The sequence below is a fragment of the Pukyongia salina genome, from assembly GCF_002966125.1.
Classification (GTDB): Bacteria; Bacteroidota; Bacteroidia; order Flavobacteriales; family Flavobacteriaceae; genus Pukyongia; species Pukyongia salina.
Genome location: NZ_CP027062.1, coordinates 1,860,605 through 1,877,876, shown reverse-complemented (window position 1 = coordinate 1,877,876; position 17,272 = coordinate 1,860,605). Strand labels below are relative to the sequence as shown.

At 42.3% G+C, this 17,272-nt stretch carries 19 protein-coding genes; 2 read left to right on the top strand and 17 right to left on the bottom strand.

What is annotated here, in order from left to right; genetic code table 11:
* Window positions 1–50: 50 nt before the first annotated feature.
* From C5O00_RS08460 to rsgA, 12 genes are all read right to left on the bottom strand, one after another.
* Window positions 51–1,112: a hypothetical protein gene (locus C5O00_RS08460; RefSeq protein WP_105216446.1), complete on the bottom strand. Its 1,062-nt coding sequence runs from the start codon at window positions 1,110–1,112 to the stop codon at window positions 51–53.
* 52 nt (window positions 1,113–1,164) lie between these two features.
* Entirely contained in the window at window positions 1,165–1,962 is a 798-nt protein-coding gene (locus C5O00_RS08455; protein WP_105216445.1) for a hypothetical protein, read from the bottom strand.
* Window positions 1,949–2,515, bottom strand: coding sequence for an RNA polymerase sigma factor (locus tag C5O00_RS08450; RefSeq protein ID WP_105216444.1), 567 nt, complete (start codon window positions 2,513–2,515; stop codon window positions 1,949–1,951). Before C5O00_RS08450 ends, C5O00_RS08455 begins: the two co-directional genes overlap by 14 nt.
* Window positions 2,516–2,636: 121 nt before the next feature.
* A complete protein-coding gene (locus C5O00_RS08445; protein ID WP_105216443.1) occupies window positions 2,637–3,614 on the bottom strand; it encodes a polyprenyl synthetase family protein in 978 nt (325 codons plus the stop codon).
* A gap of 37 nt (window positions 3,615–3,651) precedes the next feature.
* A complete protein-coding gene (gene rlmN, locus C5O00_RS08440) occupies window positions 3,652–4,692 on the bottom strand; it encodes a dual-specificity RNA methyltransferase RlmN (protein ID WP_105216442.1) in 1,041 nt (346 codons plus the stop codon).
* An 81-nt stretch (window positions 4,693–4,773) separates the two neighbouring features.
* Window positions 4,774–6,432: a T9SS type A sorting domain-containing protein gene (locus C5O00_RS08435; RefSeq protein ID WP_105216441.1), complete on the bottom strand. Its 1,659-nt coding sequence runs from the start codon at window positions 6,430–6,432 to the stop codon at window positions 4,774–4,776.
* Between the two features lie 115 nt (window positions 6,433–6,547).
* On the bottom strand, window positions 6,548–7,597 hold the full coding sequence (queA, locus tag C5O00_RS08430) for a tRNA preQ1(34) S-adenosylmethionine ribosyltransferase-isomerase QueA (protein WP_105217612.1): 1,050 nt from the start codon (window positions 7,595–7,597) through the stop codon (window positions 6,548–6,550).
* A gap of 77 nt (window positions 7,598–7,674) precedes the next feature.
* Window positions 7,675–8,916, bottom strand: coding sequence for a 3-phosphoshikimate 1-carboxyvinyltransferase (locus tag C5O00_RS08425; RefSeq protein ID WP_105216440.1), 1,242 nt, complete (start codon window positions 8,914–8,916; stop codon window positions 7,675–7,677).
* Entirely contained in the window at window positions 8,913–9,155 is a 243-nt protein-coding gene (locus C5O00_RS08420) for a hypothetical protein (protein WP_105216439.1), read from the bottom strand. Before C5O00_RS08420 ends, C5O00_RS08425 begins: the two co-directional genes overlap by 4 nt.
* Entirely contained in the window at window positions 9,155–9,481 is a 327-nt protein-coding gene (locus C5O00_RS08415; RefSeq protein WP_105216438.1) for a nucleotide pyrophosphohydrolase, read from the bottom strand. Before C5O00_RS08415 ends, C5O00_RS08420 begins: the two co-directional genes overlap by 1 nt.
* A 112-nt stretch (window positions 9,482–9,593) precedes the next feature.
* A complete protein-coding gene (gene dtd, locus C5O00_RS08410; RefSeq protein ID WP_105216437.1) occupies window positions 9,594–10,046 on the bottom strand; it encodes a D-aminoacyl-tRNA deacylase in 453 nt (150 codons plus the stop codon).
* Window positions 10,047–10,055: 9 nt separating this feature from the next.
* The gene (rsgA, locus tag C5O00_RS08405; protein ID WP_105216436.1) at window positions 10,056–10,985 is read right to left on the bottom strand and encodes a ribosome small subunit-dependent GTPase A; all 930 of its coding nucleotides are present in this window, start codon (window positions 10,983–10,985) and stop codon (window positions 10,056–10,058) included.
* A gap of 81 nt (window positions 10,986–11,066) precedes the next feature.
* On the opposite strand from rsgA, the gene C5O00_RS08400 reads away from it, so the two are divergent.
* Window positions 11,067–11,519, top strand: a complete 453-nt coding sequence (locus C5O00_RS08400; RefSeq protein WP_105217611.1) for a hypothetical protein — start codon at window positions 11,067–11,069, stop codon at window positions 11,517–11,519.
* Between the two features lie 43 nt (window positions 11,520–11,562).
* Here C5O00_RS08400 and C5O00_RS08395 read toward each other — a convergent pair whose 3' ends face one another.
* Window positions 11,563–12,645, bottom strand: coding sequence for a bifunctional 3-deoxy-7-phosphoheptulonate synthase/chorismate mutase type II (locus tag C5O00_RS08395; RefSeq protein WP_105216435.1), 1,083 nt, complete (start codon window positions 12,643–12,645; stop codon window positions 11,563–11,565).
* Window positions 12,635–13,504, bottom strand: coding sequence for a prephenate dehydratase (locus tag C5O00_RS08390; RefSeq protein WP_105216434.1), 870 nt, complete (start codon window positions 13,502–13,504; stop codon window positions 12,635–12,637). Before C5O00_RS08390 ends, C5O00_RS08395 begins: the two co-directional genes overlap by 11 nt.
* A gap of 234 nt (window positions 13,505–13,738) precedes the next feature.
* On the opposite strand from C5O00_RS08390, the gene gldA reads away from it, so the two are divergent.
* The gene (gene gldA, locus C5O00_RS08385; RefSeq protein WP_105216433.1) at window positions 13,739–14,638 is read left to right on the top strand and encodes a gliding motility-associated ABC transporter ATP-binding subunit GldA; all 900 of its coding nucleotides are present in this window, start codon (window positions 13,739–13,741) and stop codon (window positions 14,636–14,638) included.
* On the opposite strand, the gene C5O00_RS08380 is transcribed toward gldA, so the two are convergent.
* From C5O00_RS08380 to C5O00_RS08370, 3 genes are read right to left on the bottom strand one after another with little or no spacing between them, the layout of a single operon-like run.
* Window positions 14,625–15,380: a head GIN domain-containing protein gene (locus C5O00_RS08380; RefSeq protein ID WP_158676810.1), complete on the bottom strand. Its 756-nt coding sequence runs from the start codon at window positions 15,378–15,380 to the stop codon at window positions 14,625–14,627. The genes gldA and C5O00_RS08380 overlap by 14 nt on opposite strands.
* A 5-nt stretch (window positions 15,381–15,385) precedes the next feature.
* Entirely contained in the window at window positions 15,386–16,495 is a 1,110-nt protein-coding gene (locus C5O00_RS08375; RefSeq protein WP_105216431.1) for an acyloxyacyl hydrolase, read from the bottom strand.
* Window positions 16,496–16,522: 27 nt separating this feature from the next.
* Complete coding sequence (locus tag C5O00_RS08370; RefSeq protein ID WP_105216430.1) at window positions 16,523–17,272, bottom strand: head GIN domain-containing protein; 750 nt, start codon at window positions 17,270–17,272, stop codon at window positions 16,523–16,525.

Sequence of the window (17,272 nt, the reverse complement as noted above, 5' to 3'; positions counted from 1 at the left end):
AAAAAAAGGCCTCATTAATGAAGCCTTTTTACAATTTCAGGGAATAATGCCTATTCCAGGTCGAAACGCAATCCTAGGGATATATTACGTTGTTCAATCGGGTTATCCTTAAAAATGGTATTGAGATCGTATTTTGCGTAAAGACCTACATCTCCCCAGCCTACATACGCACTTACGCCATAGATAAAATTGTTAGTATTGAAATCACCTTTTTCCTTTCGATCTACCTCCTGGCCCATATCGTCGAACCTTAACTTTTGGCGACTCCCCAACTTAAGCCCTGCATAACCTCCAAGTCCTACTTTTATTTTATTATGTGTGGAATATCTAAAGTAGGTGTCCTTCTCTATCTTCTTTGAGGGACCAAACTCAAAATGTACAGGGATAACCAGGTTGTCGAGACGAAATTTAGATTTATCCAGATCCAGGTCGAAGGTTTGCAACTCGGTTTGAGAGCCTGTATCTACAAAATATTGATTGTCCTTAGGTTTCAGGCCATTAAATTGAAATGAAAATCCGTATTTTACCCGTAGCCAGTTGCTTTCCTTAAAGACTCGCGTTTTCCAGGCCCAGCCTAGTTCGGCAAAACGGCTGCCACCCACTTTATACACATCATCCCCTAATTTCCCATCAACAATTACATTGTTTAAACCAAAAGCCAGCACAAAATCACTGGTGGTACGTCTATCGAATTGCCTAGCCCTGTTTTGCTTGCCAATGAAGATAAACGAATTGTCGTTGTCTTCACCAGAACCAATCTCGATAACAAACCTGTCACCATCATCATTCAGGATCGTTGCATCATCGTTGCGCTTTAAAAGCTCGATCTTATTATCGATAATAGCCAGGCGGTTCTCAATATTAAGCGCGTGTTTTTCGGCTATTTTTTGCTTGAGTTCGTTTGCCTCTGCCTGGCTGATCTGTTCCAATTCCAATCGTTGATTGATCCCTTCCACAGAAGCTTTCAAGGCATCCTTTTCTTCTTCAATAATTCGATCTTTAGTGGCTTCCAATACTTCGATCTTGCTTAAGATTTCAGAGTCCTGGGCTTGAATTGAAGCCATACCCAGTAACCACACCGTAATTACGGTGCAAAAAGTAATTAGTTTCATAAGTGTTCAGATTTTTTTCCCCACTTTGCGGGGAGTGATTGATGAATAAATATTAATTGTTACGCTCCGCCACAGCGGTCCTAATTTTCTTATAACCATCGCCAAGAGCATCGAAGACCTTATCCCTAAAACTTCGCTCCAGTTCGAACTCTACATCCTCAAGTAGTGCTGCAGCATCTACCTTGTTGTTTTGTGAGTTCAATATTCGTTGCTTGCTTATCTGGCGTTGTGCCTGTTTCAGTAGCTCATCGATCTCTTCAGGCGAAACCGTATTATTAGCTTTTACCCTGTTTTCTACTTCGGCTACCACCTCATTGACCTTATTCTTCATAAAATCGTCATTCGTCATGGGTTGTTCCGGCCTCAGTTCATTCTCCTTGTTTATTTTCTCTTTCGGTACGTTAGTAACGACGGCCTCATTATTAGTGTTGGTTGGGTCCACTTTAGCCAGGTATTCTTTCTTATTTTCGTTCTTTTCAATCTTTGGGATTTCCTTAATCACGGGATTTTCCAATTTTATTTCTTCGGAAGCGATCTCTCCCTGAGCGTTGTCCGGCACTGCAATGAACTTGTTCGAACTATCCTCGGGCTGGATATTGGGCAATTCTTCCGAACTATCTTCTACCAGTTCATTGCCACTAGCAATCCCATTATTATTCAGGAAAACAGCTGCAAGGATAAGTAAGCCTGTAAAACCTGCAGCAATCGCAAACCAGGTTGTACGGTTCATTTTTGATCTTTCCGGATTGCCAAGACGTGCATCCAACTTCTCCCAGGCATCTGCAGAGGGTTGTATTTCCCTCTCCTGTAACTTTTCCCTGATATTATCTTCTATCTTAATGGGTGCCATAGCTTGTATTATTTTGTTTATTAATCATTACCTGAAGCATGCTCCTGGCTTTCGATAATTGCGATTTGGACGTTCCTTCACTTATTTGAAGTAATTCGGCAATCTCGCTGTGTTTGTAGCCTTCAACAACATACAGTACAAATACTGTTTTATAACCGTCGGGTAGCGCATCTATGAGCTTCTGAATCTCCTCTGCTTCCAATTCCGAATCCATATAAGCCGAATGCTCAAGAGAGTTTTCGATCACCGATTCGTCCTGAAAATTGAGTTTCTTTTGCCGGCGTAATTCAGAAAGTGATTCGTTCACCATGATCCTCCTTATCCATCCTTCAAAGCTTCCATTTCCAGAGTAGGTTTCTATCTTATTAAAGACCTTAAAAAACCCACTCAACATAACCTCTTCAGCCAGATCCCCATGTTTTATATATTGTCTGCAAACACTGAGCATCTTGGGCGCAAACATTTCAAACAATTCATGTTGTGCTTTCCTATTACCCCTGGCTACATTTTTTATAAGGGTACTGTAATTTTTATGTAATGAGATCAGCTTCAAGTTATGCTACGCAGGTTGTTTCATTTATATAGACGCTATTATTTTTCTAAGGGTTGCCTGAAGGTAGAAAAATATGTAAAAAGAGTGTTTTATTAATTCAAACAAGAACTATATCCCCATCTTATTTCTTACGGTCGATCACGTAATTCACCATTAGTTCGAGAGACGATCTGTATTCAGATTCGGGATAGGATGCCAGCAGTTCCAGTGCACGGCGCCGATAATCTTTCATTTGCTCGATGGCATATTCTAATCCACCTTTTTCTTTTACAAAGGCAATTACTTCCTTAACTCTCTTACGATCCTTGTTGTGATTCTTTACCGAATTGATCAACCATCTTTTTTCTTCTGAAGTAGCTTTATTGATGGCATGAATTAGTGGAAGGGTCATTTTCTTCTCCTTGATGTCGATCCCCGTAGGCTTTCCTATTTTGTCGTCGCCATAATCGAAAAGGTCATCCTTGATCTGAAAAGCCATGCCAATCAATTCTCCAAATTCTCTGGATTTCTCAACCTCCGAAGCCGGAGCGTTTACAGACTGTGCCCCCATGGCACAACAGGCCGCGATAAGGGTTGCGGTTTTCTGGCGGATGATCTCGAAGTATACATCTTCCGTAATGTCCAGCGATCTGGCTTTTTCGATCTGTAATAGTTCACCTTCGCTCATCTCACGAACCGCCACCGATATAATCTTTAATAGATCGAAATCATCATTGTCGATAGATAAAAGCAAACCTTTGGAAAGCAGGTAGTCCCCCACCAGCACGGCGATCTTGTTCTTCCACAACGCATTGATAGAGAAGAATCCTCGTCTTCTATTACTGTCGTCCACTACATCATCGTGTACCAGCGTGGCTGTGTGTATAAGTTCAATCACTGAAGCACCCCTGTAGGTGCGTTCGTTTACCTCGCCATTGTTGTTCATTTTCGCAATGAGGAAAACAAACATCGGACGCATTTGCTTCCCTTTCCTGTTTACAACATAATGTGTGATCCTGTTAAGTAGAGAAACTTTTGAAGACATAGCCCCAGAAAACTTTTTCTCGAAAAGTTCCATTTCGTTCTCAATTGGTAACTTTATTTGAGAGACTATCTTCATTAGTGGGTAAATGTACTAATTTTTAAGACTGGGATTGCTACGACTTATTCGCCAATTGCCCACAGGCGGCATCTATATCCTTACCTCGGCTTCTCCTTATAGTGACGGGAATTCTGTTTGCCTCAAGGCCTGTGATGTAACGATCGATGGCGTCGTTATCTGCCTGCTGAAATTCACCGTCGTCAATAGGGTTATATTCAATTAAATTCACCTTACTTGGGGCAGCTTTGCAAAATTCGATAAGGGCTTTTATGTCTTCATCATTGTCATTGATACCTTTCCATACCACATACTCGTAGGTGATCCTTTTATTGGTTTTTTCGTACCAGTAGATGAGAGAATCTTTTAGATCTGTAAGAGTGAATTGCTTGGCGAAAGGCATAATCTTTTCCCGCTTTTCCTGAATTGCCGAATGCAGCGATACCGCCAGGTTGAATTTCACCTCATCATCGGCCAGTTTTCGGATCATTTTCGGAACTCCGGAGGTGGATACCACTATACGTTTTGGCGACATCCCCAGGCCTTCTACCGAGGTGATCTTTTCAATGGATGCCAGCACGTTCTTATAGTTCATCAACGGCTCTCCCATTCCCATAAAAACAATATTGGACAACGGCCGGTTATGATATAGGCGACTTTCCTTGTCGATAGCCACCACCTGGTCGTAGATCTCATCAGGGTTGAGATTTCGCATTCGTTTTAGACGGGCTGTGGCACAGAATTTACAATCCAGACTGCATCCTACCTGGGAAGAAACACAGGCTGTAGTACGGGAACTTGTAGGGATAAGAACAGACTCTACTATCAATCCGTCGTGCAATTTTACCGCGTTCTTGATAGTACCGTCATTACTTTTCTGAATACTATCTACCTCTATATGATTGATCACAAAATGCTCCTCCAGTTGAGAACGGGTGGTTTTGGAGATATTCGTCATATCCTCGAAGCTATGGATCCCTTTATTCCACAACCATTCGTACACCTGGTCCCCACGAAACTTCTTGTCGCCCATTTCAACAAAAAACTCCTGAAGCTGCTCTTTAGACAATGCCCTAATATCTTTTTTCACTGTTTCCATCCGCATGCAAAAATACCATATAATAGTGTACCATGAAACTATGGAGGATAAACTGAAAAAGAAAAGAGAAAGATTAGAATATTATCGGTTGATAATGATCTTTTTTGTGATATCAGCTCCACTGTCCTCATCTATCAAGTGAAGAAAATAGATACCTCTAGCATAAGACTCCACATTGAAAGTATTCATAGTATTAGAGAATGATCCTATGGATAGCTGTTTACCGGTTACCGTATAAAATCTGTAGACCAGATTTGGATAACGAGAGTTCATAATGGTTATCTCTGTGGATGCCGGATTAGGGTATATTTGCAGTTGTCCGGTAAGTTCAATATCCGGAACACTTAAGATATTCTGCATACTGTCCATGGTAGTTTGCCCGGTACCGGCCGGATCCAGCCAATCCATCAATCGGCTTTGTGGGTCTGAAGCCGCAGCCCACGACACTGCAAACCGGCCATAAATATCGTAATCGCCATTGTTTTGGGTTCCTTCGCAAAACGATTGTCCGGCATATAGCTGACCAATGATCCTGCCTTCTTCATTAAATAAAGGAGAACCAGATGACCCGCTCTCGGTGGTACCAATCTCCCAGCCGTCGCCATTCCCCACCGAAACTCCTTTTATGAGCCACACCTCGGTACCATTGGCATTTTCTTTTATAGCACCGCTGTCATCCCTGCAAATTTTCATGATATCCCCATTGGGGTGATGTATACCTACTTCAAAGACGGGGAGATCGTCTGTATTATCCCAACCCGCAAAGGTAACATCCCAGGAGCCCGGTATTCTGTTATATAATTCCACGAGCGCAAAATCGCTTTCATTGTTATTCGCCCTTAGTTCGGCTCCACTCATGGTAAAATTAGACTGGATATCTTCACTATTGTCTGCTGTACCACAAACAGGATCGGGGCTCACCCAATTAAACCTAATAGACCAGAGCGCGGGATCGCTATTTTCCAGGCAGTGATTACCAGTCAATAAATATGGAGTTTTATCCTGGGCGGTATTATTCATCAGTGCAGCCGAACATAGATATCCATTCCCCAGGTTAAGCAGGGTTACCGCTTTTTTCACCAGGTCCTTTTTACTGTCGAAATCTGCTCCAATAGAGCAATTCACATCGTAGTTACAATCACCCGAATCGTTCAGGCCTCGCATTCCTTCCACCAGGCTGTTTATCTTTCCAAGCCTGTAGCCATGAATTAATCCTTCTATCTTTAAACTGGCCTCTTCTGTCACGAAAGCAGGCTGATAATATTCTATCCAGATGATATCTCCCATCACAAACCACGAACCCAGCCGTTTATTAGGCCTGTTGGTGGCTTTAGAGTATGTTTTTGAAACATCGGTACGATCGTCGTTGAACAGGTGTAATCTTCCACCATCGGGAATATAAAACTGGTCAAAATTCACACTAAGACTTATCGCCCTGGGAGATTGAATGGCCAGCTGCCATATTTTATCACCATTGGGTAATTCTATAAGAGTACCCTCCTCTTTTATGTCGAGTTGCAGGCTTCTTTCAACTCCATAACGCCATGGAAGACTTTTATCCCTGTCGTTAATAAGATCCTGTTGCTGAATTTCATACAGATCTATGGGTGGTAAGACTATTGGAGTAGTTCTGGTTTGAATATTTTGTTCCCAACTAACCGGTAAATAGTTGCCTCCATCCTGCGCATAGGATGAAATAATGATGGCAAAAAAGAAAAAGTATAGTAAAACTTTTTTCATTTAAGGTATTGATTAGTTGCACTATAAGTATACTAAAATACCTTTTTATTTTGATTTTAAGAAATAGAAACTACAGAATACAAAAAAACCCGATGAGAATCGGGTTTTAAAGCGTTTAGATGATCAACATTGCATCACCGTAGGTATAGAACCTGTATTTTTCTTTAATCGCCTCTGCGTAGGCTTCCTTTATAAATTCGTGCCCGGCAAAAGCCGCCACCATCATAAGTAAGGTGGACTTTGGCGTGTGAAAGTTCGTGACCATACTGTTGGCGATACTGAAATCGTAAGGCGGGAATATAAATTTATTCGTCCAGCCACTATACGCATTCAGTGTATTGTTAGACGAAACAGAGCTTTCCAGCGCCCTCATCACTGTAGTTCCTACCGAGCAGATCCTTCTTTTCTGAACGATCCCGGTGTTAATAGTATCTACAGCCTTCTGCGGGATAATAATTTCTTCCGAATCCATTTTATGCTTGGAGAGATCTTCAACCTCAACAGGACTAAAGGTGCCTAATCCTACGTGTAAGGTCACTTCAGCAAAATTTACCCCTTTTATCTCAAGGCGCTTTAGCAGGTGCTTCGAAAAATGTAGGCCTGCCGTTGGAGCCGCTACTGCACCTTCTTCCTTCGCAAAAATGGTTTGGTATCGCTCGGCATCTTCAGGCTCCACCTCTCTCTTTATATATTTTGGTAAGGGAGTTTCTCCCAGTTCGGTGAGTTTGTTCCTAAACTCTTCGTAGGATCCATCGAATAAGAAACGTAGAGTACGCCCTCTGGAGGTGGTATTATCGATAACCTCTGCCACTAAGGATTCGTCTTCCCCGAAATACAACTTATTCCCAATACGGATCTTTCTGGCCGGGTCTACAAGTACGTCCCATAGCCTTGTTTCGGGGTTAAGCTCTCTAAGAAGAAATACTTCAATTCGCGCTCCGGTCTTTTCCTTATTCCCGAATAATCGGGCAGGAAACACCTTTGTATTGTTTAAGACAAGCACATCTTCTTCCTCGAAATAATCGATTAGATCCTTGAACATTTTATGTTCAATACTGTGATCTGCCCGGTTTAATACCATTAGCCTTGCCTCGTCCCTGTTAGGAGCCGGATATTCTGCTAATAATTCGGCTGGAAGATTAAAATTGAAATTGGAGAGTTTCATTCCCATAGAACTGCGGTTTTATTGTAAAAGCTGCAAATATACAATCTCAGAACAGGGGTTGTCAAGTAAATCGGGATTTATCTTTTAATTTCATAGGTAATCCCAACGGCAGTCATAGCTTCCCAAAAGGATGGAAATGATTTAGACACCACTTCGGGTTCTTCAATACTTATTTTTTCTTTAAATGCGAGGGGTGCAAATGCCATTGCCATCCTGTGATCGTTATACGTTTTTATGGAGATTCCGGAATTTATTGCTTCGGAAGGGGATAATTGCAACAAATTGTCTGTGATCTGCACCGTTGCACCTAATTTTTGCATTTCTGTCTGTAAGGCCACCAAACGATCTGTTTCTTTGATCTTAAGCGTGTGCAACCCTGAAAGCTTACACCCTATTCCTAATCCGAAACAACTCACAGCAATAGTTTGTGCAATATCCGGGGTTTTGGCCAGGTCCAGTTCTAAATGCTTCGGAAGTGAAATATCTTTTTTTGAAAGCGTAATACTGGATTCGGCACTATTAAATCTGGTCTCCACCCCAAGTTTTTCGTAAATATGAACCAAATTCGAGTCTCCCTGAAGGCTCTCTTTCTTATAATTTTTCAAGGTTATTGAAAGGCCTTCGGAAAGAGCCACTGCGCTGTAAAAATAGGACGCCGAACTCCAGTCCGATTCTACCGTGAACTTACTTTCCACTGGAATATCAAGCGGTTCTACGGTGATACAGTTTTCAGAAAAAATAACAGAACAACCAAGTTGTTGCAGCAACTGGCATGTCATATCTATATACGGCCTGGAAGTGATCATCCCACGCATTCTAATGGTCAATCCATCCGAAAGTGAAGGCGCGATAAGTAATAAGGCCGAAATATACTGACTACTAGTCCCGGCTGCGATCTCTATCTCTCCCGATCTCAAGGTGGTTCCGGTTATTTGCAGTGGTGGATACCCTTCTTCCCCCTTGTAATCGATCTTAGCACCCAGATCCCGGAGAGCGTCCACCAGTAGTGAAACCGGCCGTTGTTTCATACGTTCGCTTCCGGTAAGCACTACTTTTCTACCTTGTTGAGCAGAAAAATAGGCAGTTAAAAACCGCATAGCTGTACCTGCGTGATGTATGTCTATTAGCTCACTGTCCCTGTTTTTAAGAGCCTGTTGTAGCAACTGCGTATCGTCACTGTTGGAGAGATTTCCTATTTCAATTTGAGGAAACAGCGCCTGAAGGATCAATAATCGGTTAGATTCGCTTTTAGAACCTGTTACCTCTATATGAGCATGTTCTATGGCGGCAGCGCTATCATGGCTAAGAGCAGCTATCATTTTTTAAGGTCTTCTTTCTTCAGTTTGGCCCTAAACTTTCCGAAGGTTACAAAGAAACCGTACACCAGTCCGGCAGCTAGAATCCCCAATAAGAAGAAAAGCGGGTTTTGTTCGGTGAAATACGCCATGGAAAATCCTTCTATCGCCCATTTTATGATCATAAATAAAATGGCAAAGGCCAGTGCCAAAGATACCACCGATCTCCAAAATCCTTTTTGAGCAAGTACGCGCTTAAACATCAGTTTAGTTTTTTATTTCCGTGATGGCGATCGTGATCGCGTTTTGTCTTCTTTTCTAATTTTTTGTTGAAGGCCGCCTCCAGGTCGATCCCGGTCTGATTGGCCAGGCAAAGTACCACAAAAACCACATCTGCCAATTCTTCCCCCAGATCTTTGCTCTTGTCACTCTCTTTTTCGCTTTGTTCACCATACCTCCGGGCGATGATCCTCGCAACTTCTCCCACTTCTTCGGTTAACTGGGCCATATTGGTCAATTCGTTAAAATAACGTACCCCATGGTCTTTTATCCATGTATCGACGGCTAATTGGGAGTGTTTCAGGTTCATGATCCGGTTTTTTTATGATATTAACTTTTACAATGAATATTTAATTCGAAGGTAAGATTTTTGCTTTATAATTTTCCCACTTCAGTTATTTAGAAGACTAACCAATCCACTCCTATTCTTTTAACTTCGTGTCTATCACAATAGTGACAGGCCCGTCATTAACAAGACCTACATCCATCATTGCTCCAAATTCGCCGGTTTGCACATTTTTCCCTAAATGGGTACTCATTTCGGCCACAAATGCCTCGTACAAGGGAATCGCAGTTTCCGGCCTGGCGGCCTTTATAAATGATGGCCGATTGCCTTTTTTTGTACTCGCGTGCAGGGTGAACTGGCTCACCACAATTATATCTCCCTTCGTCTCAAGGATACTTAAGTTCATGGCGTTATTTTCATCCGAAAAGACCCTCAACCTCGCGATCTTAGCGGCCAGCCAATCGATATCCTCTTGCTTATCTTCGTTCTCAATTCCCAGTAAGACCAGAAATCCCGGCCCAATCTGAGATATCACCTTCCCCTCCACGCGTACCGATGCTTCCTTGACTCTCTGAACTACTGCTCTCATAAAAATAAATTAACGATATGTATCTTCTTCCCCGGATAGAATCTGTGTATAACTCTTATAGCGCGACCAGGCAATATCTTCCGCTTCCAGCGCTCCTTTTACCGCACATTGTGGTTCTTCAAGATGAAGGCAATTATTAAATTTACAGTGCTGTTTCAACTCGAAAAACTCGGGAAAATAATCTCCTAATTCTTCCTTATCCATTTCTACTACCCCAAAACCCTTTATCCCGGGGGTGTCTATGATCTTAGCCCCGAATGAAAGATCGTACATCTCGGCAAAAGTAGTGGTGTGCTGGCCCTGCTGATGCTGCTCTGATATCTCGGAGGTTTTTATATTTAAGCCTGGTTCGAGGGTGTTGATCAGGGTGGATTTCCCTACACCACTATGACCCGAAAACATACACACCTTACCTTTCATCAGCGCTTTAACTTTGTCGATATTCTTCCCGGTGGCTGCCGAGATCCCAACGCAGGTATATCCAATTTTCCGATACAAAGCTGCGAGATACTTCATTTCAAGCAGTTCTTCTTCCGTGCTTCTGTCGGTTTTATTAAACAACAAAACGGCGTCGATGCTATACGCTTCGGCGGTCACTAAAAATCTATCTATAAAGGTGGTGAAAGTGGGCGGATTATTGATGGTTACAAGCAAAAAGGCTATATCTATGTTGGCAGCGATGATATGGGTTTGTTTTGAAAGGTTTACAGAGCGCCTGATAATATAATTCTCTCTTTCATCTATGGTATGTATAATCCCAACGGTTTCATCTCCTTTGGTCTGGATATCGAAATAAACGTGATCCCCAACAGCCACAGGATTGGTGCTCTTAATTCCTTCTATGCGAAACTTTCCTTTTATCCTGCATTCGTAGAATTTACCATTGTCGGTCTTCACTGTATACCAACTTCCTGTCGATTTATAAACCGTTCCTTTCATGCCTTGCAAAATTCAGAAAATAAAAATAAACCGCGCCATAAATCTATTATATTTGCCGCACACGTAAACAAAACACTTATTATGAAAAAATTTCTAATCACAATTTTTATTGTTTTTGCCTCTGTACAGGTTAACAATGCACAAACTTACGAATACCAGATCGTTACTGTTGTAGAATCTATCGTTCCTAATGGTCTAGGGAGATCGAGAATGATCTCGGCTAACGAATCGAGAGATTACACAGAGTTTACCTCAACAAGAACCGAAGAGGATAACGATCGAAACAAATCGAAGCGAGGAGATATTCGTGTAAAGGATTTCGATGAAACCAAATTATTGAACTTCTACAATCTTGGTGGAATCAGGTTTCAAAACATCGCAGCCAATGATGCCGTGGTGATGTCTAAGATCAACGCCATGTCTGAAGAAGGCTGGGAATTGTTCTGGATAAACAGTGGCGTGGAGAGTGAAGGAGGTAAAGGTGATGGGAATGGAATCTTTATTACCCGTTTTACATTTAGAAGAGCAAAATAAAATTGTTTTTAAAGAATAAAAAGCCCGCTAAACGCGGGCTTTTTTAGTTACTGATAACTTTCTTCTGGTGATTGATGGATTCCTGATGGATAGCCTTATATATACGAAGCACAAATTCTTCGCTTAAATTCTGCTCTTCTCCTTCCAGGATCATCTTCCCTAAAATCTCGTTCCATCGTCGGGTTTGTAAAATTGCCACGTTATTATCTTTTTTCAATTTTCCTATCTCATCCGATATCTTCATTCTCTTCCCTAAGATCTCAAGCAATTTATGATCTACCACATCGATCTTGGTTCGAAGGGTAGCCAGTTTATTTCGAAATTCGACGGCATCCCCTTCTTCTTTACGTATCCTTAGATCTACCGTGATCTGGTCGAGGGTTTCCGGGGTGATCTGTTGTGCCGCGTCACTCCAGGCATTGTCCGGATCGTTATGTGTTTCTATCATAAGGCCATCGTAATTGAGATCGAGGGCGGTCTGACATAGATCGAAAATAATATCTCTCCTTCCTGCTATATGAGACGGATCCAGGATCAACGGAAGATCCGGGAATCGATTCTGGAGGTCGATAGGTATCTGCCATTCGGGATTGTTTCTATAACGTGTCTTTTCGTAGGTTGAGAAGCCGCGATGAATCACCCCTAGGTTGGATACTCCGGCTTCATAAAAACGTTCTACTGCTCCCAGCCACAAAGCCAGATCGGGATTTACCGGATTCTTTATAAGTACCGGCTTATCGGTTCCACGTAAGGCCTCTGCTATTTCCTGTACGATAAAAGGAGATACCGTGGTCCTGGCTCCTATCCAGAAAATATCCACATCGTGTTTTTGTGCCAGATCCACATGGGTAGGGCTGGCCACCTCGGTGGTGATCAGCATCCCGGTCTCATTCTTGGCGCGCTGCAACCACTTTAACCCAAGTGCCCCTACTCCCTCGAAATTCCCGGGCCTCGTACGGGGTTTCCAGATCCCGGCCCGCAACACAGTGGCGTCTGTATCCTTTAACTGATGTGCTATATTTAATACCTGTTCTTCGGTTTCTGCACTGCAGGGACCCGCAATAACCAGCGGATGTGCGAGTTCCATTTTATTCAGCCAGTTTCTCAGTTCTTTTTTATTTTCCATGTGCCAGCACCTTTGTAAGTTCACTGGGAGCATTCTCCTTATTCTGAGTATAGGCGCCCACTATTTTAAATTCTTTTACCGATTTGTTAAGTGCTTCTGTAGCATCGTAAAATTTCTGCGGATCGCCGAAGGTAACGTCCACAAAAAACGCATAACGCCATGGAACTCCAAGCACAGGTAGCGACTGTATCTTGGTGAGGTTCATATCGTAACTCGCCAGCAACTGCAATGCCTTGCTAAGGGTTCCAACCTCGCTGTCCAATTGAAATTTGATGGTCGCTTTATTAGGCACCTTCTTACTAAAACTGGCACCGCGTTTCCCAATTAGTACAAATCTGGTTTCGTTTTCTTTGATATCCTGGATATTGCTGTCCAGAATTTTTAATCCGAAGCGATTTGCCACTTGTTTTCCTGCGATGGCTGCCGCTCCTTTTATATTATTCTCTCTTATTCTTTTTGCTTCTGAAGCGGTATCCTTTCCTTCAATGATCTTGAATTGTGGAGGGAATTTCCGTAGATATTCCCGGCACTGTAAGAGGGCTACGGGATGCGAATGCACCTCGAAAATATCGATAATGGATTCAGATTCCAGCGCCATCAGGTACATCTGAATGTTTAAAAACGCCTCATCGAATATTTCAAATTCGTCTGCGTCTATAAGGTTGTAGTTAGGCAAAATGGAGCCGGCTATGGTGTTTTCTATCGCCAGTACCCCATAGGTGGCCTTCCCGTTCTTTACACATTGGGTTACCTGGTCGAAAGCCTCACACTTTACCAGTTCGATCTCAGTTTCAGGAAATAATTGCTGAACCGCTTCGTCATGAAAGGATCCTTCTATTCCTTGTATTGCTACTTTCATAATATTCAAAGTTAATCCATAAAAAAACCCGGAAATACGTTCCGGGTTGTCTATGATGTTATAGTATAATTACATATCTACCCGGTGCCTTCCAAGAAAATAGAAAAACCAAAAGTTAAAATATGTACTGTTATTATTCATTGTCGTTGTTATTAGTGCTAAAGTAAACAATTAGAGACAACAACAAAATGTTTTGAGCGTTTTTTTATTTGTGTACTTTTACCACACGAAAAAATGTCTATAACCGTTGAGAACATAAGCAAGGAATATGACCAGCAAAAAGCGCTGGATGCAGTTTCCTTTGCAATAAAAAAAGGTGAGATAGTTGGTTTCCTCGGCCCGAACGGAGCGGGTAAATCAACTTTAATGAAGATCCTCACCACTTATTTACGCCCCACAGAAGGTAGTGCGGAGGTAAATGGCTACTCCATACATCAGGAGCAGAAAAGGGTTCAGAAAAGTATAGGCTACCTTCCCGAACACAATCCGCTTTACCTGGAAATGTATGTAAGGGAATACCTCGCCTTCAATGCTTCTATCTACAAAGTTCCCAAATCCCGTATTCCTGAGATCATAGTACAAACCGGACTGGCACCCGAAGCTCATAAAAAGATAGGGCAACTCTCCAAAGGATACAGACAACGAGTTGGGTTGGCTACCGCTTTGCTCCATGATCCTGAGGTACTCATCCTGGACGAGCCCACCACTGGCCTGGATCCCAATCAGCTTATAGAGATACGGGAACTCATAAAAACAGTGGGGAAAGAAAAGACCGTATTGCTGTCTACCCATATCATGCAGGAAGTAGAAGCCATATGCGACCGGGTGATCATTATTAACCACGGGAAGATAGTTTTAGATAAAAAACTCACCGAACTAAAAGCGGGGAAGCAGCAGATCGTGGAGGTTGAATTCGATTATCGGGTGGAGACCATTGCTCTTCAGAAGCTGGAAAAAGTTATGAAAGTGGAAAACCCTGCCGGGTTTGTGTATCATATTTATTTCAACACGGCCGAGGATATGCGCGGCAAGGTATTCGACTTTGCGCATGATAATGAGTTAAAGATCCTTCAGCTACACCAGAAGAATACCACTCTCGAAAAATTATTCATCGAACTTACTACTGAAAAATAAGGCGGCCCCGGAAGAATTCCTCCACCTCAACAATTGGTGGGCGGTTTAAAGCTATTACATCCCCCAGACCTCTAATCTGTCCTTTAATGGATATTTGCGGATTCACGATGATCTTATTGGTGCTTCGCTGAAATAAGTTTACATTATTTACAATTAGATCTGCTCCTTCCAGGCGTGGATCGCCATCGTCGAACCTGATTCCAAGGTATTGTGCCTTACCCCTGAGGTAAAATTTAGATAATCCATTAGACTGCACCCGCAGTAATACCACATCCAGGTCGAGGTCGAAATCTCCATCGTGATGATATATTTCCAGGGTTTCCGGGTCGTCCGAGATAAGAGCCAATTCGTTAAAGCCAAGTGTGCCCAGGCTCTCGACGGTAAGGCCGGAGCTATTGCGGATCTCTCTAATGTCTGGTGACGAAACAAAAACCTTTGTGATGCCATAGTCTCTTACATAATTGCAACTATTGCGATCGCTCACCTTTAGGGTACTATCTTCCACTACTACCTGTACTTCATTGATAAGGTTAGCGCCTGTTTGCACTCTTACAGTTTGCGTATTTCCCTGCTGAATTATTAGTTGAACACGCTCCCAAACCTGGATCTTCTTGAACAGTGGCACGTTGTATTCCTGCTGTACCAACTCACCCGAATCTTGTATACAATCCCAGGCTTTTTCGGAGTCGCAGGCCCAAAAAAGTAAAGGTAATATTAAAAGGATGCTTAGTCTTTTCATCATGATCGTCATATTCTAACACCTACGCCAAATTCGACGGCTTCGGCTTTTGCCCAGTGCGCCTTCACCGTAATTACACCAAAAAATTTATCGTCGAAGAAATATCTTTTAATTCCCAACCTATTATAGATACGGTTCTCGAACTCGTAAGGCCAATATACATAATATCCCAATTGGGATACAAAGGCAGACTTACTAAATCTTAGTTCATGGCCGATAAACGCTCCTACCCGTCGGTAATCCTCATCACCGGTAAGGCCGTCTCCGGGAAAGGCAACCTCCCTGTACCGGATCAACTCGATGAGGAAGTTGGAAAAGAAGAAATCTACGCCAACCTGGAAGGTACTTTTATAATTAATTCTTTTATCGGCAAAGAACGTAAATGTATAAAAGGGAAATTGCCCGAGTCCGTTCACATCGGCTTCATTCTTCCCCGTCCGTATTACAGCATTGTATTTAATTCGCTCCTTGTAGTTTGTACTTTTCCATGACCCCACCGGGATATAGGTAGGGAAGTTGATCGCATCGGGCTGATAGCTCAATCCCACATTAAAAAATAAAGTGTTGGTACTGTTGTTGGGAGCTTTAAAATTTGCATTCGAGTAATGCATAACTCCAAATCCGGCCTGCACGCCAACTCCTCCCACCAGTCGTTCCCTCACATAGTTCACCTTTAAATAGGTGGAGCTAAGGAAATGACTTCCATATGCATTATTCTGAAAATTTGTTTCGGGGTCGTAGGGATTCGTATTGTAGGATACTCCCTGTCCCATGGTAAACCGGATGTTCCGGTTAAGAAAATACCAGTTAAAATGCGCATAAACCGCATAATTTTCACCAAGGAAGGGGTTTTTCATATCCTGATAGGAAAATGTAAATCCCCAGTCGGGATAATTCCACCTGCCTTCAGGTTCGTTCCAACCATAGGTCTTTCGATTGTATTGTACAATGATTCCGGTAGGATGTCCCGTTATCAAGTGAGCAATATCGGGATTGTGTTCTAGTATACTTCCTGTGAATGTATCTACATCAATAGAAAAAGGAAAAGTCTCACGTTGCTGGGCTACTGAAAACTGTAAAGAAAAAAGTAAGATGATTACGCCAAGAGAATACTTCATTTTTTCATAGAATCGTGTAAATATACACTAATCTTCAAATATTAGCCGCCCTGTAAAAAATTCATCCACCTCAACAATTTCGGGTCGATTCACGGCAATTATGTCCCCGGTTCCTCTAATCTCACCACGAATACTATTTAAAGGATTTACTCTCATGATATTAGCACTTCGTTGAAAGACAACTAAGTCGTCCACGAAAAAATTTGCGCCTTCAAATAAGGGTAATTCATCTGTAAAAACAATTCTGGCTTCTCGTGCAATTCCACTCACAAAATATCGGCTAAATCCATTGGCTTCGGCTATGAGAAGATCACAATTCAGTTCTACGATGAAATCTCCGCTTTTTTTCACATTATCAATTCCGCCGTTGGTATTACTACCCAACGAGAGAACCGGATAGTTTAGTATCCCTTCGCTATACACGTTGCCAATTGAGGCATTGCGAATCTCCGATATATTAGGAGCCGATACCAGAGCGGTCACATCTTCATAATTTCTGAAAAGTTCACAGCGACTATCATTTGTGATCACAAGTGTATTTCCTTCAACTACCACCTTAATTTCTTCAAATAAATTCTTGCCGGCTTCCACACTTACCTTGATTTCATCACCCTGTCTTATCACCAGGTTGATATTATCCTCAATACGGATGGAGTTAAATTCAGAAACAGAAAAAAATCTCACCTCCCTGTTACCGGCCACCCTGAGACAGTCTGGAGCATCACTACTGTCACATGCAGCCAGGATCACAAATAATATAATGAGATACTTTTTCAT